This window comes from Enterococcus sp. C76 (assembly GCF_040886985.1).
Taxonomy (GTDB): Bacteria; Bacillota; Bacilli; order Lactobacillales; family Enterococcaceae; genus Enterococcus_B; species Enterococcus_B lactis.
Genome location: NZ_JBFOEY010000003.1, coordinates 26230 through 48407, shown reverse-complemented (window position 1 = coordinate 48407; position 22178 = coordinate 26230). Strand labels below are relative to the sequence as shown.

At 39.0% G+C, this 22178-nt stretch carries 23 protein-coding genes; 4 read left to right on the top strand and 19 right to left on the bottom strand.

Annotated elements, in window-relative coordinates; all coding sequences use genetic code 11:
* The first annotated feature begins 44 nt into the window (after positions 1-44).
* The gene (locus AB3I00_RS04950) at positions 45-647 is read left to right on the top strand and encodes a flavin reductase family protein (RefSeq protein WP_070770477.1); all 603 of its coding nucleotides are present in this window, start codon (positions 45-47) and stop codon (positions 645-647) included.
* A 205-nt stretch (positions 648-852) separates the two neighbouring features.
* Here AB3I00_RS04950 and AB3I00_RS04945 read toward each other — a convergent pair whose 3' ends face one another.
* The 9 genes from AB3I00_RS04945 to AB3I00_RS04905 all read right to left on the bottom strand — a co-directional run bounded on the left by AB3I00_RS04945 (position 853) and on the right by AB3I00_RS04905 (position 8408).
* Positions 853-1428: an SOS response-associated peptidase gene (locus tag AB3I00_RS04945; RefSeq protein WP_368024834.1), complete on the bottom strand. Its 576-nt coding sequence runs from the start codon at positions 1426-1428 to the stop codon at positions 853-855.
* Between the two features lie 601 nt (positions 1429-2029).
* Positions 2030-2611, bottom strand: a complete 582-nt coding sequence (locus AB3I00_RS04940; protein WP_002336038.1) for a TetR/AcrR family transcriptional regulator — start codon at positions 2609-2611, stop codon at positions 2030-2032.
* A 183-nt stretch (positions 2612-2794) separates the two neighbouring features.
* A complete protein-coding gene (locus tag AB3I00_RS04935; protein WP_368024833.1) occupies positions 2795-3421 on the bottom strand; it encodes a cysteine hydrolase in 627 nt (208 codons plus the stop codon).
* Between the two features lie 21 nt (positions 3422-3442).
* Positions 3443-4771 (bottom strand): FAD-containing oxidoreductase, encoded by a 1329-nt coding sequence (locus AB3I00_RS04930; RefSeq protein ID WP_002308157.1) that lies wholly within the window; start codon positions 4769-4771, stop codon positions 3443-3445.
* A gap of 156 nt (positions 4772-4927) precedes the next feature.
* Positions 4928-5329, bottom strand: a complete 402-nt coding sequence (locus AB3I00_RS04925; RefSeq protein WP_002286825.1) for an organic hydroperoxide resistance protein — start codon at positions 5327-5329, stop codon at positions 4928-4930.
* Positions 5330-5413: 84 nt separating this feature from the next.
* The gene (locus AB3I00_RS04920; protein ID WP_002308156.1) at positions 5414-5620 is read right to left on the bottom strand and encodes a hypothetical protein; all 207 of its coding nucleotides are present in this window, start codon (positions 5618-5620) and stop codon (positions 5414-5416) included.
* A gap of 94 nt (positions 5621-5714) precedes the next feature.
* Positions 5715-7217 carry a phosphomannomutase/phosphoglucomutase gene (locus AB3I00_RS04915; protein ID WP_368024832.1) on the bottom strand — a complete coding sequence of 501 codons (1503 nt, stop codon included), beginning with the start codon at positions 7215-7217 and terminating at the stop codon, positions 5715-5717.
* Between the two features lie 17 nt (positions 7218-7234).
* Positions 7235-7690 carry an arginine repressor gene (locus AB3I00_RS04910; protein ID WP_002314521.1) on the bottom strand — a complete coding sequence of 152 codons (456 nt, stop codon included), beginning with the start codon at positions 7688-7690 and terminating at the stop codon, positions 7235-7237.
* Positions 7691-7787: 97 nt separating this feature from the next.
* Entirely contained in the window at positions 7788-8408 is a 621-nt protein-coding gene (locus AB3I00_RS04905; RefSeq protein WP_368024831.1) for a GyrI-like domain-containing protein, read from the bottom strand.
* 220 nt (positions 8409-8628) lie between these two features.
* Here AB3I00_RS04905 and AB3I00_RS04900 point away from each other — a divergent pair, with 220 nt between their 5' ends.
* Both AB3I00_RS04900 and AB3I00_RS04895 read left to right on the top strand, forming a co-directional pair.
* The gene (locus tag AB3I00_RS04900) at positions 8629-10002 is read left to right on the top strand and encodes an MFS transporter (protein ID WP_368024830.1); all 1374 of its coding nucleotides are present in this window, start codon (positions 8629-8631) and stop codon (positions 10000-10002) included.
* A gap of 74 nt (positions 10003-10076) precedes the next feature.
* Positions 10077-11189, top strand: a complete 1113-nt coding sequence (locus tag AB3I00_RS04895) for an FAD-binding oxidoreductase (RefSeq protein WP_002314518.1) — start codon at positions 10077-10079, stop codon at positions 11187-11189.
* A gap of 71 nt (positions 11190-11260) precedes the next feature.
* Here AB3I00_RS04895 and AB3I00_RS04890 read toward each other — a convergent pair whose 3' ends face one another.
* The 7 genes from AB3I00_RS04890 to AB3I00_RS04860 form a co-directional block, all read right to left on the bottom strand.
* Positions 11261-12898 (bottom strand): phosphoenolpyruvate carboxykinase (ATP), encoded by a 1638-nt coding sequence (locus AB3I00_RS04890; protein ID WP_368024828.1) that lies wholly within the window; start codon positions 12896-12898, stop codon positions 11261-11263.
* Positions 12899-13062: 164 nt separating this feature from the next.
* A complete protein-coding gene (locus tag AB3I00_RS04885; protein WP_070769828.1) occupies positions 13063-13671 on the bottom strand; it encodes a LysM peptidoglycan-binding domain-containing protein in 609 nt (202 codons plus the stop codon).
* Between the two features lie 382 nt (positions 13672-14053).
* A complete protein-coding gene (gene queG / locus AB3I00_RS04880) occupies positions 14054-15205 on the bottom strand; it encodes a tRNA epoxyqueuosine(34) reductase QueG (protein ID WP_002329586.1) in 1152 nt (383 codons plus the stop codon).
* 18 nt (positions 15206-15223) lie between these two features.
* Positions 15224-15976, bottom strand: coding sequence for a hypothetical protein (locus AB3I00_RS04875; RefSeq protein ID WP_002286840.1), 753 nt, complete (start codon positions 15974-15976; stop codon positions 15224-15226).
* A gap of 140 nt (positions 15977-16116) precedes the next feature.
* Complete coding sequence (locus AB3I00_RS04870) at positions 16117-17067, bottom strand: metal ABC transporter substrate-binding protein (RefSeq protein WP_368024826.1); 951 nt, start codon at positions 17065-17067, stop codon at positions 16117-16119.
* On the bottom strand, positions 17068-17907 hold the full coding sequence (locus AB3I00_RS04865) for a metal ABC transporter permease (RefSeq protein WP_002308137.1): 840 nt from the start codon (positions 17905-17907) through the stop codon (positions 17068-17070).
* On the bottom strand, positions 17904-18650 hold the full coding sequence (locus tag AB3I00_RS04860) for a metal ABC transporter ATP-binding protein (RefSeq protein WP_002336048.1): 747 nt from the start codon (positions 18648-18650) through the stop codon (positions 17904-17906). Before AB3I00_RS04860 ends, AB3I00_RS04865 begins: the two co-directional genes overlap by 4 nt.
* Positions 18651-18888: 238 nt before the next feature.
* Between AB3I00_RS04860 and AB3I00_RS04855 the strand changes: the two genes are divergently transcribed.
* On the top strand, positions 18889-20259 hold the full coding sequence (locus tag AB3I00_RS04855) for an amino acid permease (RefSeq protein ID WP_002314512.1): 1371 nt from the start codon (positions 18889-18891) through the stop codon (positions 20257-20259).
* A 50-nt stretch (positions 20260-20309) separates the two neighbouring features.
* Here the strand turns inward: AB3I00_RS04855 and AB3I00_RS04850 are convergent, their stop codons facing one another.
* The 3 genes from AB3I00_RS04850 to AB3I00_RS04840 form a co-directional block, all read right to left on the bottom strand.
* On the bottom strand, positions 20310-21206 hold the full coding sequence (locus AB3I00_RS04850; RefSeq protein WP_086285750.1) for a LysM domain-containing protein: 897 nt from the start codon (positions 21204-21206) through the stop codon (positions 20310-20312).
* A 113-nt stretch (positions 21207-21319) separates the two neighbouring features.
* A complete protein-coding gene (locus tag AB3I00_RS04845) occupies positions 21320-21490 on the bottom strand; it encodes a hypothetical protein (RefSeq protein ID WP_002291423.1) in 171 nt (56 codons plus the stop codon).
* Positions 21487-22164 carry an NAD(P)H-dependent oxidoreductase gene (locus AB3I00_RS04840; RefSeq protein WP_104764656.1) on the bottom strand — a complete coding sequence of 226 codons (678 nt, stop codon included), beginning with the start codon at positions 22162-22164 and terminating at the stop codon, positions 21487-21489. Before AB3I00_RS04840 ends, AB3I00_RS04845 begins: the two co-directional genes overlap by 4 nt.
* Positions 22165-22178 lie beyond the last annotated feature (14 nt).

Below are 22178 nucleotides of genomic sequence, written 5' to 3'. Positions count from 1 at the left end.
CATCGAGGAATAAGCTTAGTATACTATATTCAGAGGTGAGGATTATGTTTAAAAAAATGGAAAAAGAAAGTTTCTATTACGGATTTCCCGTCGTGCTGATGACGACTAAGGATGAAATGACTGGTAATGACAACCTCACGCCAATCAGCTCCACTTGGACACTTGGCAAAACGATTGTCATTGGAATCAGTATGCACAGTAAAGGGTATACAAATTTAAAAGTGGGACATGCCGCTACCTTCAATCTTGCAGATCAAACACTTTGGGAAAAAATCGAGAAAATCGCAAAGACGACAGGCCATCCTATCATGCCCGATTATAAACAAAAAGCTGGCTATTCCTTTTGCTCTGACAAATTTCAATTGGGAAAGTTCACGAAACTAGCAGGTGAAGAAGTTGCAACTGTTCGGATCAAAGAATGCCCGATTCAAATAGAAACGTTGGTTCAACGAATTTCAACTAGAGAAGACTTTGCTATTGTAGAATGTGAGATCGTAGCTATTTTTGTAGAAGAAGGGATTTTACATGATCCAACTCATATCAATGTGGATAAATGGCAACCTCTTATCTATAAATTCAGAGAATATACAACTGCCAACCAGTCGTTAAGTTTGAATTTTAGATTCCAAGAATTCAAAGAGTCGTAATGATAAACATCGTTAGGTATAAACAAAAAAAGACTCGCAGCACGAGTAAAAAACAAATAGAAGCTATACCTTAGAAAGGTCGATTTTGACTCTATAGATGCAGTATATGCAGCTTATGAGCATTTCTTCTGTTCTCTTTGTTTTTGGGATCTGTGCTGAAGTCTTTTTTGTTTTTTGCCAATCTTTCTTTAAAAAATCGAATCTGTTATACCTTCTCCATTACTAATTCAGGCATCTGCTGAGTAATGATTTTTCGCGCAAAAGAAATATCTATTACCCAAGGTTCGATTTGTTCTTCAGTCAAGACAAGCGGCATTCGGTCATGGATTGGTGCGACTGTGCGATTAGGTTCAGTAGTCATTATGATTGATTCTGCCGTTTTTTCATCGTGATGGCTACGATAAAAGCCGCCAATATACACTATTTTTTCCTTATTTGAAAACATAAATTTGTCTTTTTCTTCATTCCACTCATAAAAGCCGCTCATTGGAAAAACACAACGATTTTGCAAAAATGGTTGATGAAAGGTCTTTTTTTCTTCTACTGTCTCTGCCCGGGCATTGATCATCAATTGTCCTTTTTTAAATCCGGTAAATCCCCACTTCATGATTTCCGGAGTGAGATTGTTTTCTTCCTTTTTTCTTAATGTCACAACAAGATTTGACGGAAAAATTTCTCCAGCTGCTAATTTTGCTGCCTGTTCCGGTTGTTTCTTCTGGGCTTCTCGATAATAGTTCTGAAGGAGCTCCGACTCTAGATCAAAAAAATAACGACCACACATCCTAATATCTCCCCCTCTTTTTATCTATCATACACTGCAACAAGAAGTTCATACCAACAAAACGCTTTCAATGAATAGAGAATTAAAAAAGTTGTGACAAACTCTCCAGTAAACGTTTTTCTCATGCCAACTCCTCGGTCACAAGTCACAATATTCAACAAACATGAGAAGCTGTGTTTTGAAATTGCTCCTTGTGACTCAGAGTGAAACGGCAGGTTCACGACCTCTGGGTAAACGGTGTTCAAAAGCCAGTTTCTCGGTATTAAGCCAAATTTATGCAAAAATGTAGAAAGCCATTTTCACAAAATTTTTCTTCATACTCGAAACTAAGCGACTTTTTCACGACCTCTTCCTTAAACGGTGTTCAAAAGCTTGCATCTGCGGTAATAAGTCCAACCAATTTAAAAACATAAGGAGCTGTTTTTACTTGGCTGTTCTTATTACTTGATGCAAGGCAGCTTTTTCACAACCTCTTCACTAAACGGTGTTCAATCAGCTGACCCTCGGTATTAGCTCAACAAATGGCAAAATATGAGGAACTATTTTGCCGTTTGTTTCTCTAATACTCAGGTCAAAGCGCTGATTTCACAACCTCTAATTATTAAAGAACCTTTTGCGAAGTTAACAATCTTTCTTTGATCAATTGGAAATTCTGTCTAAGTAGTGATAGATCTTGTGTGACTTTCAACAATAAGATACTACCCTGGATTTCAGCAATCAACGCTTTGGCTTGACGGTCTGCCTCTGCATCGGACAGTTTTTCTTCAGAAAGTGCCAAGATATTTTGTTTCGTATACTTGACCCATTGATTGACTAATTCTAGTAGCAATAGACGGAATTCTTCATCCACTGTACTCAACTCAATAATCAAATTCCCCACAGGACAGCCATGATAAGTGATTTGTGCCTCATGATCAGCGAAAATCCAATCCAACATTTCTTCTAGTGCTTCTTCTGGCTGTTTTCCAGCATTTAAGATGTCTTCAAACAATTCTGTCTGCCACACGTCCATATGCGCATGGATCACCGCTAGACAAACTTCTTTTTTTGAAGAAAAGTAATAATAAAATTGACCTTTTCCCGTCTCAGAAGCTGCTAGAATATCCCGGATTGACGTTTCATGATAGCCTTTTTTATAAATAAGATCTTTGGTCGCTTCCAAGATCTTTTCCTTTGTTTTCAATGATATTCTCCTTTTTCATCTCTCATAGTCCTATATTATACAATAAATTCATCATTTTATCTTCCTAATCGTTTAAAAAAAGACTGTGCCAAATTATCTGACACAGCCCTCACTATAAAACTGTTCTCTTGTAGCTAGATGTTCATTGATTCAAGAACTGCGAGGACAAAAGCAGTTCCTATCTTATGATAGTTGCTCTAATACTTTCTCTGTTGTCATCACTTGATCTGCAATAAAACCAAAGTTCGTCAACGCTGCATCCATTGCTTCTTGGCCAGGAGCACCAATTGCATCTGTCGCTACCACAACATTGAATCCACTCTCTACCAATTCACGCATATGGGAATCGCTACACAAGTTTCCATTCATTCCACCAAGAATTACTGTGTCGATTCCATTTTTTCTCAATTGAAGCGCTAAGTCGTTGCTTTCTGGTCCAAAGATTTTATGAGGAGAGCTGATAATCGTATTTTCATCCAAATATGGTTTCAATTCTTCGATAAAATCGGCTCCTGAACCTTCTTCCACTGGTTCATATTGACTTTTTCTAGCAAACATCTGCTGCTCAAGCATCATATGTTCTCCTGCACCGCCAAATTGCCATTTATGGTCATGTGGATAAAAATAATGAGGAGAAATAAAGAGTTTGTATCCTTTTTCTTTTGCTCGTTTCACCATTTCGATCATATTTTCGATCGTATTGTATTTTTCTAAGATATCTTTTGTCAAACCAAAGCCACCACCTGCTGGTTTCAAGAACTCGACTTGCGGGTCAGTTAGAACTACTGCTGTATTTTTGTTGTTGAACATGATAAATTCTCCATTCGTTATTTATTTTAATACATCATTTAGAGCTTCACTCATTGTTGGATGAGAATAGATTTGATCTCTCAATAACGTATAAGGAAGTTTTCCATTCATAGCTAGCGAAATCAAGTTGATGACTTCATGAGAATCTTCCGCATAAATACTTGCACCTAGAATCAAGTCAGTTTCAGGATCAACTAAAACTTTGAATACCCCTTTAGGATCTTCTAATACTTGTGCTTTAGGAACGCCGCTTGTCATATACTTGAATAATTTGTAATTGACGCCTTGAGCTTTGGCTTGTTTTTCTGTTAATCCTACATTGGATAAAGTTGGAGTGATAAATACACTGTAAGGCACAGCTTTCCGGTTATTCGTTGTTCGTGTATTCTCGCCTTTCAACTGATCCATGATAATTCGATAATCATCTAGAGAGATATAAGTGAACTGCAGTCCGCCTTTGACGTCTCCAATCGCCCAAATGTTTTCCGCATCTGTACGAAGGTATTCATCTACAGCGATTGCTCCGCGATCGGTCAGTTTAACATCTGTATTTTCTAATCCAAGAGAAGCTGTATTAGCTTTTCGGCCAGTTGCTGCTAAAACTTTAGATGCTTCAATCGTTACTTTTTGACCATCTTCTGTAAAGGTAACGGCAGCTGTTGATTCTTGGTCTGCTACTTCATCGACAGTCACACCTAAGTGGAACTCGATCCCTGCATTCGTCAAATCTTCTAAAATCATTTGTGCGATGTCTTCATCTTCACGAGGAAGAAATTCAGGATGGGCATCAAGAACGACAACTTTAGATCCGTATTCATTGAACATTGATGCAAATTCCAGACCAATATATCCAGCCCCAATGATCACTAATTTTTCCGGTAATTGTTCCTGATCCATTGCTTGCGTAGAATCAATCAAGTAGCGACTTGTATTCAATCCTTTGATTGGTAAAATGATTGGTTCAGAACCAGTATTGATGAAAATCCGTTCGCCTTCAACAATTACTTTTTCACCATTATTCGTCACTTCGATTTGATGGTTAGAAAGAAAACGTGCTGTACCGTCCATCACTGTCCCAGTCGCCTCATCGCTGATCATATGATAATTTTTGGCGCGAAGCATGCCCGTCAATTTTTCTTTCCGAGCAACAGCCTCTGTAAAATCGATTCCTCTTTCTCCATTGAAAATCAATGATTTAGAAGGAATACAGCCGATGTTGATACATGTTCCGCCATACATACGTGTTGACTTTTCAACGACTAAAACCGATTCGCCTTTTGAAGCTAACGCCTTCGCTAAAGTCTTACCGCCCTTTCCAAAACCGATCACAATATTTTGATATTTTTCCATCCTTTTTCCCTCGCTTCTTTTTTACCTACCGATTGGTACAAAAATATGATAACCGATAATCGTCTATTTTCCAAATCATCTGCTTTGTTTGTCAAAAAAACCAGACAAAAAGCGGTCCTTTCACGTTTTTAGTCTGGTTCGATTTCCTTTATTCTTCTAAACAATCGTTACTTCTACATCAATATTTCCTCTAGTTGCTTTGGAGTAAGGGCAGAATTCATGCGCATCTTCTGCAATTTTTTGGGCTTCTTCTTCGCTGATGCCATCGATATGCACTTCTAATACTACACCGATCTGATAGCCGCCATCATCTAAATTATAAAGAGAGACACGTGCTTTTACTGTGGACTCTGCTGTCATTCCTGCTTCTTTGATCATATGTTGTACCGCCCCATTGAAACAAGAAGCATAACCTGCTGCAAATAATTGTTCTGGGTTTGTTCCTTCTGCATGGATTCCCGGAGGAGTGATTTTCATATGCATCGAGCCATTGGGTGCCTCGACCTCTCCATTGCGCCCGCCATGGTTGATCATTGCTGTTTCGTATGCTTTTTTCATTGTACTGCTCCTTTCGATTGACCATTTGCTACTTGCTATAATTATAGTGTATGACAAGTAAGGCGCTTTCTACAAAAATTCTGCTTATTCAAATACCAGAATACCGTCTTCTACTATTTTTCCAAAAAACAAAAAGATGCCACTCGTGAACAACAGGGTCATATTCGTTCCAAAATAAATAGCAATCTTTTCTAAATAATCTTTTATATGATTGATTTTGAGATACATATATACCAGAAAGTTGACCCCATAGACCAATACTGTTAAAAAAATAACCATATTCGTTACCATTTTTTTCCTCCTTTTGCTGGCCACCCTACCAGCACTCGGTTTAACCTTACCACTTTTTTTGTTGTCCAAGCAACTACCTTTCAAGAAGATTGGTTTATTCTGCTGATAATGATTCAAGATCAGAAAAATGTCCGAATAAGTTTGCTAGTTTTTCTAACACTAGCTGGTTCTTTCCGCTCTCGTCATTTTCTATCTGCAATACTAACAACGGCTCATGTAAGCTTAAGCGAATCAAAAACCAACCGCTTCCATAAGGTTCTTGCAGATTATACCGAATACCTTCTTCATTTGCCGGGTCGAAGTTCATCCCTTTTTCTTCTTCCAATAGTCGCTTCATTTCTTCTAATATCTTGTTTCCTTGTTCGCGTGGTTCATCACTGAACAATTTTAGTCGGATTTCTTGTACTTCTACAGGCTGTTTCAACTCTTTGATTTGTTCATCCAATGTGATACCTTTTCTTTTTAATTCTGGCAAAAGCATCAGGATCTTCGCGATGACGTATGCACCATCATCCAGAAAATAATTTTCCTTGAATGCAGCGTGACCGCTTGTTTCGATGGCTAGCTGTGTATCTTTCCCAAGACGATTAAGTTCTAATGCTTTATTGATTACATTTCGATAGCCGGAAATATAACGAATTTGGGTACCTCCTTTTTCTTCAATGAATTTTTGTAGATGAGAAGAAGTAGGCGAATTCGTTACGATCCTTGTCCCTGGATGCTCTTTTAATACGATCGTACTTAATACTGCGATCAAATTATTTCGATTGATGACTGTTCCAGAAGCACTGACCACAGCTGAACGATCCACATCTGTGTCAAAAATGATTCCAAGATCTGCTTCATTTGCTAAAACAGCCTGCTTGATACTTTCCATCGCTTCTTTGTTATCAGGGTTGGGGATGTGATTAGGAAATCGACCATCTGGTTCCAAAAATTGAGATCCTGTTGTATCAGCGCCTAAGCTATTCAATACTTTTTCAGCAAAAAATCCTCCAGCACCATTTCCAGCATCCACGATGATTTTCCAACCTTTTAGTGGTTTGTCATCTTGTGTTCCCATCCCTTTTTTGATTTTTGTGACTAAATCTTGCGCATAAGGTGTCAAAAGGTCTGCATTTTCCACACTTCCTGCTTGTTCACTGTTTATTTTTTGCTGCTGTGACAGGATATAAGCAATATCTTCTTTTTCTGCCCCTCCTTCTGAGGTGAAAAATTTTATTCCGTTGTAATAATAGGGAAGATGGCTAGCAGTCAGCATGACCGCAGCGTCGCATGAGAATTGTTCAAATTGAGTGGACATAAACATAGCTGGCGTAGTAGCTAATTCGAAATCAATGACATGTATCCCTTGTTCTTTCAGACTTTGGATCAACGCCTCTTTTAGTGCTGGTCCGCTGATCCTACTGTCATGACCAATCCCAATCGTCCATTTTCTAGTTGGATTAGTTGATTTCTTCTTTTTCTTTAGCCAGTTTGCTAGTCCCCAGCCGATCTTTTCTACCCTGTCTGTCGTCAAATTGACTTCATGACCTTCAACTGGTAATGCAATCCCTCGAATATCCGATCCATTTTGTAGCGCTTTCATATCTTCCATATAAAAGTCCTCCTCATCTATTCCCTCATTTTTTCTAATTTTTCCGCAAATCGCTGTGCTTCTTCTTCTGAGCGGCAAATAATAATGAATGTATCTACACCTGCCATCGTTCCAACAACTTCGGGATAAGCAACTTCGTCTAACCAATTCGTTACCACATCAGCGCCATTTCGTTCAGTCAATACGATAACCATGAATTGAACAGACTGTATACGTAAAACCTCACGCCTAATTGCCGTACGCAAACGTTCTTCATTTAAAGAAACAGATGGTTGGTTAAATAATGTATAGCGTACTATTTTATTTTCATCTTGGCTTTTTACTAACTTCATTTCTCTGATGTCTCGAGAAATCGTAGCTTGAGTCACATCGGCACCTGCTTCATGCAACCGTGTAAGCAGCTCTTCCTGTGTCCCAATCGGTTGTTCTGTAATCATTTGGCGGATCAATGCTTGTCGCTGTTTCTTTTTCATATTAGACACCTCTCAATATTGATTATAGCAAAAGACAAGTAATATTTCTTCTTATTTTGGTATTTTTTACTTTTATTTTTCGGTTTTATTCAGGTTGCTATCTTTTTTCTATTTTGACACGCAAAATCGTCTTCATTTTTTCAGGTGCAGATTTTCGTGGATCGCTGATATAGATTTCTTTGTGTTCTTTAGAAGTTCTTTGATACCCTTCTTCTGCAATGAATGCTTCTAATTTCTCAAAGGATTCTGGTTCTTCATCATAGGAACCAATGTGTAAGATTTGGGCACAAAGACCTTCTTCCATCTTTCCGAATGCTACTTGTTCTCTCAAGTCTTCCGGAAGTTTGCTCAGAGAACGCTGAATGGCTTCTTGGGCTATCGCTTCTGTAACAAAGTCAGGCTGTCGGATCATCAATTGATAAGAAAAATGTTCTTTTTTCATCACTGGTTCATGCAAATACTTTTCTTGCAGTCCCCATTGTCCTTCCAATGGATAGACAGTATACATCTGATAATCAGGAATCAGCCAATTTTTTTTAGGCGACATGCGTATTGCATAGCTGACTGCATATAGACAGGCTACTCTTTGTTTAAAGCCTTCCTGATTCGGGTCGCCGATCCCTCTGATGCTAAAGAATGGTTTTTTAGGAACCTCTAGTATTTGCGGGCTTTTTTTCATACTATAGCTCTTGTCTTTACGCCATTCGATTTTTTCCATTTTTCTTCCTCCGCGAAATTCCATTTAGTTATTTATTATCATACCTCTTTTTAAGTGACTTGGCTAATCGTGTTGACACTATTTTTCAGTTTGTGCTAGAATAAGTTAAGTAAATAAATCGTACAGATAACACGTTTCGGCGTGTCGAGAGAGAGGCGGTTTCTATTTTTATAATAGAAATCACTCTCTTTTTTTACGAAATTTTTTAGAGGTGATGTAAATGACAAAACAAAAACAGCTGCTTTTAGTACCTGCAGTAATTGCAACAGGGATGATGTCTTTTGCGGGCGTATTGATCGAGACGGCCATGAATGTAACTTTCCCAACTCTTATCAGACAGTTTGATTTAACGACCGCACAAGTCCAATGGGTAACAACGATTTATCTTTTGATGATTTCGATCATTGTTCCGCTGTCTACTTATTTGAATCGCAATTTTAGTCTCAAAAAACTCTTTTTAGCTTCAAATCTGCTTTTCTTGGCAGGTATAATGATCGATTTCTTCTCTCCTACCTTCATGGTTCTATTGTTTGGTCGATTGCTCCAAGGGGCAGCAACAGGTATCGCTCTTCCGTTGATGTTCCATATTATCTTGACATTTGCCCCCCTCAATCGACGAGGCGCGATGATGGGTGTCGGTACTTTGACAACGGCCATTGCTCCAGCGATTGGACCCACTTACGGAGGCATTATGACTTCACATTTTACATGGAATCATATTTTCCTGTTTCTTGTGCCCATTTTGCTCCTTTCTTTGATTATCGGCTGGTTTGCTATTCCCGAGATGGCAGTACAAAAAAGTGGTTATTTGGATTGGTGGAGCGTTTTAGGAATCTTTCTTTTGTTTAGTGGAAGTCTGACATTTTTGAGTACGTTGGGAACACTTTCTAGTTGGATTGCTTTGATCATCGGCGGGATCGGCTGGTTCCTATTTTACTATCGAAGTAAAAAAGTGGAACATCCGCTGATTCGGCTGTCCATTCTTTCAAATAAAACATTCCGTTTGTTTTTGTTTGGCTTCTTGGTTTATCAGTTTTTATTACTTGGTGTGTCTTTTGTCTTACCGAATTTCCTTCAGATCGTTCAAGGAAGCAGTCCTTTTGTCGCTGGATTAGCCATGCTTCCCGGTGCAGCGGTTGGTGCTTTGCTTTCTCCTTTTTCTGGTAAAATGCTGGATCAATATGGACCGAAGAAGCCAATTTTTGCTGGACTGATCCTTTCTTTGATTGGTTGGTTAGCATTATTCCTGCTTATCGGACACGCTTCATTGGGTGTATTGATTGCCTGTCATGTTTTTTATATGGTCGGTATCGGTTTGTCTTACAGCAATATGATGACGACTGGAATGAATGCGCTGAATGAAGAACTGCAAGGAGACGGGAATGCAATGTTCAATACCTTGCAACAGTTTTCTGGTGCTGTGGCTACTTCATTAGTAGCGGTTATCATCAATTATGTTCAGCATCATACTTCCCATAATTACGAAGTGTCTACTACATTAGGATCAAAAGCGGCGTTGGGCGTCTTATTGCTGTTGCTTCTTATCAGCTTTGCTCGATTCGTCTATTCTCTGTTTTTTGCTAAAAAAGCGTAGTTTCCATATACGGCAGGTGTTGCATCTGCCGTTTTTTTGTGTGAAAATGGTTGTTTGTAAAAGGAGGCTTTTTTATGGAAAAAATTGCCATTATCGGTGGCGGGATCATTGGTATGACTCTAGCCAATTACTTGGATACATCAACATTCGATGTTGCTTTGTTTGATGAAGGGACAGGACAGGCAACGAAAGCAAGCGCTGGGATCATCTCCCCTTGGTTGTCAAAACGCAGAAACAAACAATGGTATCGTCTGGCTAAAGACGGCGCTGCTTTTTTCCCTAAACTCATAAAAGATTTCCAACTTGATCAAACGATTTATGCACAATCAGGGACACTTTTGCTTCGGCCTGAACAAGATTTAGCTGAATTAGCTATTCTTGCGGAGAAACGAAAAGAAGAAGCGCCAGAAATTGGAAATATCGAATGGCTTTCACCTGAACAGACGTCCCAAGCTCTTCCGTTATTGAAGCCAGCAGTTTCACTACGCATCAGTGGTGGTGGTCGTCTGGATGGAAAAGCATATTTAGAACATCTTGGTCAGCGTTTAGTACAAAAACAAATCGAGCAGATCCAGGCAAAAGTCACCTTGCATAAGAAGAACGATTCTTGGCTCGTCAAGGGACCGTTTGGAGAATACACAGCTGACCGCGTAATCTTGACACCTGGTCCTGCACTTAAGCCTCTATTGAAAAAATTAGGCTATTCTGCAGATATACGTCCGCAAAAAGGGCAGCTCTTAGCATTTCAGACATCTTATAAGATGAGTCAAGACTGGCCTGTTGCTATGCTTGACGGAGAAGCTGATTTCATTCCTTTCATGGATGGAAAGATCCTTTTAGGTGCTACCCATGAGAACGATCAAGGATGGGATTTGGCTCCTACTAGCGAAGCTTATGAGGGATTGACTAAGAGTGCAGAACAGTTCTTGGCTGATCCAGATCAGATAAAAAATTGGTCCTACGAGTTCCGTGTAGGCACCCGTGCTTATACGTCAGATTTTTCCCCATTCTTCGGCGTATTGCCAGATGACCCAAGTCTACTGGCTGCTAGCGGTCTAGGCTCTTCTGGTTTGACGACAGGCCCTTATATCGGCTATCTATTAGCCAACTTCTTAAATACTGGTCATTGGCCTACGGAAGATTATCAAAAGGACATCTCCACCTATATTACGAAAAATCCATCATAGAAAAACAGCTTTTTCAAGTAAGGATCCCGAGCGATATTGCGCATGGATTACTTCTTGAAAAAGCTGTTATTTTAGTTCAATTTCTGAATCAAATTCTCCAAACTTTCTTTTGCTTCATCTGGCAAGAGATCTTTTCCTATCTGAGCTTCAATGAATCGTAAACGACTATCAAGTCGTTGTTTCACCAGATTTTTATAGGACGTATCCTCAAAAGAAACAGGAAAATCTGGTATAGGTAAATAGTGGATGTCTTCAAACGGACCAAACGACTTGAATTCTGCCGTTTGTTGCACGATTCTTTCAACGATTGACAATGTCGTTTCAGGTTTGATTTTTTTATCATCGAAATATCCAGTATTCAAGACATAGCAGGCTGTTTGCTGTTTCAAAAACAACTCTCGAAAAGCTTGATAGTCTTCCCTAAGAGGATAGACACGGAAAGGATTAGCAAATGGTTCAATGACTAGCTCATCTAGCTGTCTTTTTGTAGTGATATTTTCCGCGTCTGATCGTTTTGTTGCTAATGTTGCACCAAAAGACGCTGCTAAAACCGGGTCATTGATCTTGATAATTGGCGGAAGTGAATCATCTTTCATGATCCAAAAAACAGCATCGATCTTTTCGCTAAGATGATCGACTCGGTCTGGTGTCGCATAACGTGATTTGACTGTCCGCCCATTTCCGTTTCGTATATCTCCTGTCACTAGGACTTTTTCTCCCTTACTCGTACATGTCACGCCCACATTCTGACAAGTAAGGAAAGAAGAAATGGCCGGATCATCAGACGGATAGTCTTGTGTTTTATCAAAGTAAGAAGGTTCCAAGGCAGTAGCAAAACCATTTTTTCTAGAAATAACAAAAGCATCGTCATGTAGGATCGTAACAGAATGCCCTTCCGAATGTTTTGCTAAGGTGATCGTTGATTTTCCAGAACCGGACAACCCAAATACAGCCATCGTATAAGTTTGATCATTACTGGTATATTGTTTCATCCCGCCATGGCAGGCAATAAAACCATTGCGATTCCCCAATGCCCAAGCAAGCGTCAAAGTCGCTTTTTTTAATTCCCCAAAGTAACGTAATCCTAGCACAGCAGCTGTATTATGGAGAGAATCAAATAAAACGAGTCCATTGGGAAAGGCTTCATGCGTCCATTCGGGATCACAAAAGATATAAAGATCTCCCTCATCAAAGGACGCAGATTTTTGATAAGTAGCCAGGGTCTTCGCATTCGCTGGCTGAAAATTCAGTATATAAGAATACAGATTGTTCTCAAATCCTTCTGGAATCAACAAATGACTTTGTACAGAAAATTCTTCAGATAGACCAACGATTACTTTTGTATGATAAAATTGTCGCTTTCGACTTTGATACACGGCTTCTCTCAAGATCTTCTCGTATTTACTTTGCTCCTTGCCCAAGTCCTCAAAGATACGCCGAGCACTTGCTGTTCTTCCTACAATACTCCCATCATTGAATACTAGTGTCCTAGCATCAGCTGGTAAATCTAGTTCTTCAGCATGTGAGACCGTTAAATCTGTGATGATCGTTCCTGGACTCCCTTTTGCTAGTTGATAAGCTGTCTTCCTGTCAAAAACTTCTTGAACATTATTACCGTAGAATGCTGTTTCAATAATGGATCGAATACTGGATAACAGTGGATTTTCACTTGTGATTTCCTCTAATTCGAGACTCTCTTTTGTACTCATGGCTCCTCCTCCCCTAAACAAAAAAAGCGTTTTCTTTATTATACATTATCCGAGTTTTTATTTGTACTGCTGTGCAGAGGGAAACAAATCATTTATTTTTCATAAAAAAAACCGAGAACTTGAATAAACAAGACTCTCGGTTTCATCATTTTTCTTTTATCGGCTTAGTACCAACCGTTTGCTAACCAGAATGTTTTAGCAGCATCCCATGAACCATAACGAGATGTTACGTATTGTTCTGCTACACGTTCTTGATTGGCAGCTGAATAGTCGCCGTTTAAGTATGAAGCATCTAATTGGTAACGGCCAATGTAACGTCCGTTAGTAGCTGTGTATGAACCGCCTGATTCTTTTTGTGCGATCCATTCTTTTGCAGAGCTTGAAGTTGGCGCCGTTGCAGCAGCTGGGGCAGCAGGAGCTACTTCAACTGTTTCAACAGGTGCAACGTATGTATGTTCTTGCGTTGCTGTTTCAGTTGTAGATGCTGTATTTTCTGTTGTGTTGCTTTCTGTTGTTGCTGAAGAATCATTTGAAGTTGGGATTGTTAATTGTTCACCAACATAAATGCGGTTGATGTCTGCAATTGAATTCTTTTCAGCAATTGCATTGATCATTGAGTTGTCTCCTGCAAATTTTTGTGAAATCTTAGATAATGAATCACCTGATTTTACTGTGTAAACTTCATCAGCGTGAGCATTTGTAGTTCCTACAAACATTGCAGTAGCACCAGCAGCAAAAGTTGTACCTAAAACAATTTTCTTAAATGAATTCATATTAAACTCCTTTTTTCTCCGTTTTTTATTCTTTCGACGCTATTAACTTTATCATTTAGAAATATTTCATAGGTAAAAGAATCATGACATTTAATGACAAAATGACGAATTATTTAATATTTGTAACATTTGAACAAAAACTTTTTTGATGTAAAACCATCAAATCGTTGTTATATAAGCAAAGTAATCGTTTTTCTATGTTTTTTTATTTTTGAATGAAAAACATCTTTTCTGTAATATTTACTGCAATAATCCATAAAAAAAAGCAAAAAAATGTTTGATTTTTATCAAATCCTCTTAAAAAAACGTAAAAAATACAAAAAAACCAGTAATTGTTACAACAATTACTGGACAAAAACAATGAATAATGCTTACTATTTTTTTATTTTAACTTTCTCCGCAATAATTTTTGTGCATGTTCTAGTTCATTTATGACGACTTCTTCCGATTCTTCAGCTAATGTTTCATCTAATACATCAAGCCATTTTTCTGGCTCTTTTGTTCCTAGACGTCCAATAGCCCAAGCTGCTGTTCCTCTGATGACAGGGCGGACATCCGTTAAACATTCTGAAATCTCAGGCAATGCCGTTCGATCTCCTAGATTAGCTAAAGCGATCAATGCGTTTCTCTGCAAAGGTTTTTTTCCACGCCACGAACCAGCTAAATGCCCAAATTGCTGCTTGAAGTCTTTATTCGACATCGACAGCATCGGCTTTAATTTTGGATATACTTCATCTATTTTTGGTTCCATCTCTTCATGAAAATGAAAATCTTTTCCTTGATTGTAAGGGCAGACTAACTGGCAGATATCGCATCCATAAATGACATTTCGCATTTTTTTCCGATATTCTTCGGGCATCATCCCTTTTGTCTGCGTTTGATAAGATAAACATCGCTGTGCATTCATTCTGCCATCACCAAGCAATGCTTTCGTCGGACAAGCAGTCACACAGCGCATACAGTCACCGCAACCAAACTCTCCTGGTTTATCCGGCTCAAATACGATATTAGTGACGATCTCACCAAGATAGACAAATGAACCGAACTCTTCGGTGATCAACAATCCGTTTCGGCCGATAAAACCTAATCCAGCTCGCTGTGCTACAGCGACATCGATCAGTTCCCCAGTGTCTACTTGCGGAGCTAGACGCCATTCCTCTTCTTTTTGCCATTTTTCTGCTCTTGTTTGGATGAATTCGATCAATCGATTTAATCGGTCTCTCAGTATATCATGATAGTCGATCCCCCATGAGGCACGAGCAAATTGCCCTCGTTTTTCATCCCTAGGTACTTCTTCATGGATCCTAGTAGGATACGCAAGAGCAATGGAAATGATTGATTTTGGCTGATCAAATGTCATTTCTGGATAAAGACGCTCATCGATATTTGGGTGTTCGAAACCAGAAGTGTGGCCGGCTGCTTTTTGCTCTTCCAACGATTCTTTTAATGAATCAAAAGGCTCCGCCGTCGTAAACCCGATCTTGTCAATTCCTAATCGTTTGCTTTCTTGTATGATTTCTTCTTTTAATGTCATGGTCTTCCTCGCTTGCTGTTAACGGCTGTATAATCCATAATATAGTTTTTCTTTTTTCAGTTGGACAAACTGGATCTGCTGATCAGCAATCTTCTTTTCTTCCATCCATTTTTTTCTTGCAGCAAATACTTCCCAATAATTTGTCGAAATCAATTTTCTTTTGTTATCCAATGCGTTGAAAAAATTCAAAGAAACTGGTTTTGTACTTAACAATTCATGGAGTCTTACCTCTTCCCAAGGTGAAAACTCAGACAGATCACGGGAATACAGTACTTCTTCATAGAGATTTTTTTGCTGCGTATACGTGAATGTTTGCGGGATCTTCCCGGGTCTGGCAATTTCTACTAGACGGTTATAAAACATATTCATTAATTTGCTGTTGGCAATAAATTGACTTTTATAATAGGCCGACTGGATCTTTTTGATTACTCCTTCTGCTTTGATTACTGAAAACAAAGCAGGCCATGCTTTGACGGTTATTTCGTCGTTTTGTTTAACTAATACGCCAGGTGTGAAGCCGACTGGAGAAAGGAACACAAAATAACCGATACCGGTATTTTCATCTAAAGGCTGAAATTCATCAAACAACCATTTGCCTATGTACAGCTCTTCATCTGGTTCTGTTGTCTCGTTTTGATTTGCTATGAATAATTTAGCTAATTCTGCTTCAAGAAATTGAAGGTCTTGATCCTTGTCGGTATTTTCTTGCTGGCTGATCAATCGAAATACTTCTTCTTTAATCGTATATTTATCTTTACGTGTAAAATTCATAGCCACACCTTCCTTCCTTACTCTAACTATAACGGAATTTTCTCAAAAAGGGTATCTGTACGCCGAAAAACATCATAATTTTTTTCCGGTTTCTTGTAAAAAAACGCAAGGTCCGCTCCTTAAGCCAGACCTTGCGTTTTTCAGCTCTCTTTTGTTTGGGATAAACCTTTATGGATTGTTTCGATGTTCCATTTCATCATCTGATAGTAAGAATCTCCTTGTTCTCCTTCTTTGGCTATAGAATCAGTGAACAATTTATCATAAATTTCCAAACCCGTTTCTTTTGCTACTCGCTCCATACTTCTTGGATCTACACTGGTTTCCACGAATAAAACTGGCACTTTTTTTGCTCTTACCTGATCAATAATTGCTTTCATTTGGTCAGGCGTGCCTTGGCTTTCTGTATTGATTTCCCATATATATGCTGCTGGCAAATCATAAGCCCTTGAAAAATATTTGAATGCTCCTTCACTTGTTACTAATAATTTTTTGTTCTCTTCGATAGAAGCAAAACTTTCCTTCGCTTGTGTATCTAATTCTTTTAGTTTTTCCACATATGTTTCTGCATTTCGCTTATAATGTGTCGCATTTTCTGCATCTTTTTCAGAGAATATACGTGCGATTTCCTGCACATATTTTATTCCGTTAGATAGGTCTAGCCAAGCATGAGGATCTGCTTTTGTATGTTCTTCACCGCTAGTTAAATAAAGAGGTTCTACATTTTTGCTAACTGCAAAATAATCTTTTCCTTCTTCTTTTTTAGCCGTTTCCATCAAGTTATCGAACCAGCTGTTACCTGTTTCAAGATTCAATCCGTTGTATAAAATGACATCTGCGTCGCTTGCCTTTTTGATGTCTTCTGGTAGTACTTCATATTCATGCGGATCTGTTCCGACTGGTACGATACTGTGGATATCTATTTTATCTGTTCCGACCTCTTTTGCCATATCTGCCAAGATCGAATTGGTTGCCACGACTGACAGCTTTTCTTTACTTACTTCGTCTGCTTGATCCGAAGTTTGCTTTCCGCAGCCAACTAACGCTAATAAACTAATTGCCAGGATCAAAAAGAGTGATTTCTTTGTTTTCATCTATCTGCTTCCTTTCTGAAATAAAATTCCTTTTGTTGGTGAGAATAAAAAAGCAAGGATAAAAAATGCGGTACATGCTAAAACAATCGTGGCTCCTGATGGCCAATTGTAACTATAACTGAAAAATACGCCGACAACGGCACTGAACATACCGATCCCTGCAGCCGTGATAATCATTTTTAATAAATGGTTCGTCAACAAGTAAGCTGTGGCAGCTGGTGTGATCAACATGGCAATCACCAAGATCGTTCCTACCGTCTGCAAACTAACTACAGCGACTAATGTCAAAAAGAACATCAAAAGATAATGGATCAACGACGTATTCAGCCCATAAGCTTTTGCCATTGTTGGATCGAATGATGTGATCTTCAATTCTTTATAAAAGAAAAAAACAAATATCAAGACGATTCCGCTGACTAGTGCTGTCAGCAGCAGATCGCTCTCCCTAACAGCTAAGACATTCCCAAATAAAATATGATACAGGTCTGTCGCACTTTGAGCATATGAAATCAAGATGATCCCCAATGCAAAAAACGAACTAAAGACAATCCCGATCGCTGTATCATTTTTCAATCGGCTCCGCTGTGTCACGAAACCAATCACCGCTGCTGTCAACATCCCAAAAGCAGTGGCTCCAAAAATGTAACTAAAACCAAACATATAAGAAATGGCTACACCTGGAAGAACTGCGTGAGAGATAGCATCTCCCATCAAAGACATCCCACGTAAAATAATAAAGGAACCGATGACTCCAGAAGCCAGTCCTACAAGCATGGAAGTGACCAAAGCATATTGTAGAAATTGATAATTCATCAATCCATCAATAAAAGATTGGATCATTTTTTCTCTCCTCCTTTTACTAAATGTCCGATGATCTCACCATAGGCCAGTTGAAGATTCTTTGATGTAAAGACTTCTTGTACTGGACCAGAAGCGATCAGCTGTTTATTTAAAAGAACAACTTCATCGAAATATTCTTCTACTTTATGAAGATCATGATGGACGATCAGAATCGTTTTTCCTGAATTCTTCAACTCTTGCAAGATGTCAAAGATTTTTCGTTCACTCAATGCATCGATTCCTACGAATGGTTCATCTAAAAAGATCCACTCTGCACCTTGAGCTAGAGCTCGTGCAATAAAAACTCTCTGAAGCTGACCACCCGATAGTTCGCTGATTTGTCTTTTGGCATAGTCTTCCATCCCTACTTTTTTTAATGCTTGTCTTGCTCGTTCTTTTTCTTTTTTCCCGGGCCGCTGTCCGATTCGTAAAGATGGATATGTCCCTAAAAGTACAACGCCTAACACATCGATTGGAAAGGAAAGATCCAATTCGCTTCGCTGCTCCACATAGGCTATTTTTTTACGGACTGATTTTACTGGCTGTCCTGAAAAAGTGACTTTACCAGTAGAAGCTGGTATCAACTCTAGCAATGCTTTCATGAATGTTGATTTTCCTGCGCCATTTGGTCCGATGATACCAGTGATTTTTTGTGACTTTATTGTTAAATTGATGGTTTTCAAAACAGTTTTCCCTTGATAAGCGGCTGAAAGGTCTTGAATTGCAATGGCCGTTCGTTCCAAACCCCACACTCCTTTTTAGGTTTCCCTAACTTTTTATTTAAATATAGTTTAACTAAAAAGGAAAGCATTTACAAGTAGAAAGATGAAAAAGTTTTTTTCGAATTTTCCTCGCATTTTATGAAAATTTTCTGTAGAATCACATCAAGAGTTCAATAAGGTTAACCTAAAAATAATACAACTATCTATTGAAACGTTTAATTATTTTTCCTGTTGACTCAACAACGAAAGGAGTTTTTGTATGGAAGAAGAAAAGTTAACTCGAAGTCTTAGTGCCCGTCATATCCAAATGATCGCACTAGGTGGAACGATCGGCGTCGGTCTGTTTATGGGTGCCTCCTCAACCATACGCTGGACAGGGCCCTCAGTGATGGGAGCTTATGCGATTGCAGGATTCTTTTTGTATTTGATTATGCGTGCTTTAGGCGAAATGCTTTACGTCGATCCTTCGACTGGTTCTTTTGCAAACTACGCGAGCGAGTACATCCATCCTGTGGCTGGCTACTTGACCGCTTGGAGTAATATTTTTCAATATATTGTCGTAGGGATAAGTGAAGTAATCGCTGTAGGATCTTATATGAATTATTGGTGGCCCAATCTGCCAGCAATTATTCCCGGCATCATTGTCGTCTTATTTCTTATGCTGGCAAATCTTATTTCTGTCAAGGCGTTTGGCGAATTAGAATTTTGGTTTTCGATCATCAAAGTCATAACAATCATTTTGATGATCATTGCAGGTCTTGGGGTGATTTTATTTGGATTTGGTAATCATGGCCAGGCGGTAGGAATTTCAAATCTTTGGAAAAACGGTGGATTCTTCACTGGCGGTGTCAAAGGCTTTTTCTTTGCGTTATCGATCGTCGTTGCTTCCTATCAAGGGATCGAACTGATCGGAATGACTGCTGGCGAAGCAGAGAATCCTAAAAAGACGATCATTGAAGCTGTTCAATCCACTATCGGTCGAATCTTGATTTTTTATATTGGTGCCATTTTTATCATCGTGAGTATTTATCCGTGGAATCAATTGAGTGAGATTGGCTCGCCTTTTGTCCAAACTTTTTCTAAAATCGGCATTACATTTGCTGCAGGGTTGATCAATTTTGTCGTGATTACAGCGGCATTATCAGGTTGCAATTCAGGCATTTTCAGTGCAAGCCGTATGGTCTATACACTTGCGATGAATGGAAAGATGTCTAAAAAGTTTCTGAAATTATCTCGTCATGGTGCGCCTTTTTACCCTGTCGTAGCCATCTCAGGCGGAATCTTGATTGGTTTGATCTTAAACTATCTTCTGCCAATGTTCATCAACCAGTCCGAAAATATCTTTGTCTTCGTATACAGTTCAAGTATTTTACCTGGTATGGTTCCTTGGGTGGTGATTTTGATCAGTGAGATTCGCTTCAAAAAGACTCACGCAGATAAAATGCATGATCATCCTTTTAAAATGCCGCTGTCTCCTTACACGAATTATGCGACACTTGCTTTTTTAGCTATCGTGTTGATTTTCATGTTTATCAATCCTGAAACTAGAATTTCTTTGATCATTGGTCTCGTTTTCTTGCTTTACATGACGATCCATTACTTTATACGTGAAAAAAGAACCGCCAAATAAAAAGAGCGAAGCTTCCATCAAGGGAGTCTTCGTTCTTTTTATTGCTTTTATCAATTCAATTTTAGTGTCTCACCGGGAGTCAGGAAATAGTCATCCATACTCATCCCATTCAGTGACAAAATCGTTTCTACTGGTACGCCAGTTCGTTCGGCTATTTGATTTGGGCCTTCTCCTTCCAAAACAACAGTTGTCGCAGCCTGTGACGTCGTACTGCTAGTAGTCGTTTCAGTGTTTTCTGTTGTGTCTTGCGTTGTTCGAGCTTGCATTCCAGAAGCTTCTGTTGATTCTATCGTCTCAGACTCAGAAGATGCTGTTTCTTGTGTGCTTGTTGACTCTGCTTGAAGAGAAGCGCTCGTCTGCAAATATATGTCGGAAATCTTAGCGACATGATTCGTATAGTTAGCCGATAGCTGATTGATCAAGGTATCTAAGGCTACACCGTCTTTATTATCTGCTGACTGATACGCTGCACGTAACTTTCCGATCCCTTCGTCGGAGATAGCTTGGAGCTCACGTGCTTTTTGGTTAGCAACTGCGGATAAACCAGCTATGCCCTCCTGATTTCCCTGGATTTCTGTTTGGTATTCTTCAATCAACACAGGCGTCTTTTCTTCCATCTTTTTCGAATAATCATTGACGATTGCTTGGAGTTGCTCTGACAAATCATCTGCTGTTTTTTCTTCAGAAGTTTGTGTTTCTTTTGTTTCAGTCGATGCCTCACTTGTTTGTTTCGCATCTGTTTTCTTTGTCGTTGTTTCCGTTACGGTCGTGCTTTTTGCATCTGACGAATTTTTCCCGTGAAAATACAGCCCCGCTATTCCTCCTACTATGATCAAAAAAACGGCAACTGCTGCCCCAATCATGATCATCCGCTTACGTGCTGCCTGTTTTTGCTGTCTTCTTCGGGTCATCCGAACATTTTCTCCCCACTCATTTTCATCATACATTTTTTTCACCACCAATTTTTATGTATAACAGCGTTATCAAACGCTTCATATTCTTATTGTAGCAAATAATTGTCATTGTGCACATTTTTATCCTTGTTATTTATAAGAAAATTTCACCAGTTGAGATGATTCCAAGATCGTCCGTCGATTTCTCCTTGCAACTGTGTTGTTCGTTCATCTATCTCAGCCATCAGTTTCTTTATCTCATATAAGAGTGCACGGTCTTGATATTCTGATTTTTCACTTAATTCATCTAATTGTTGGATCAACCATTCATTTGTCATAATGAAGTTCCTTTCATTTCTTGCAGTGTAAAGGTCAAGTCTTCGATTTGCTCTTTTGCGTCAGTCAGTGCTTCTATGATATATGTTTGTTTTTCCGAATCTTCTTCCTGCATTTTCTGATTTCCCTGTACTCTTTGAATAAACCAGTCAATCCGTTGAGTAAGCGATGGCTTCCCTTCCAATGAGAGATACTGCTGATAAGCAATTAGCTTCTCCCAACGTTTTTCTTGGGATAAATACATAAATTGTGCTAAAACGAATGGCGGAAGATAGGTCATATGGAATTTATTTGCGATTCGCTGATATGGTCTCAAAAATTCGGAGATCGTATATTCTTCTTTCCCTCCAGCTTGGTATTCCTTTTCCGCCACACCTGTTGTCAATACGATTCCTAATTCTTTTCCTTCTAATACATGTGCTGCTTGTTCCAAAACATTATCTTGCCAAATTTTTAAATGAGCAGGGGAACTATACCAGTAAAATGGAAACTGGAAAATGATTCGATCATGCTGTGCCAGAAGCTGTAGCTCAACCTTTACATCTATCTTTCCATCTGGATAACTTGATTCTAAATGATGCCAAGTAACGGATAAACCGGAAGAAGCTTCTTTGAAAAATTGCTGATTCAGAGATTCCCCCATCGTTGGATGGCTGATGATGATAAGTGTACGCATCCCTTCTCCTCCTT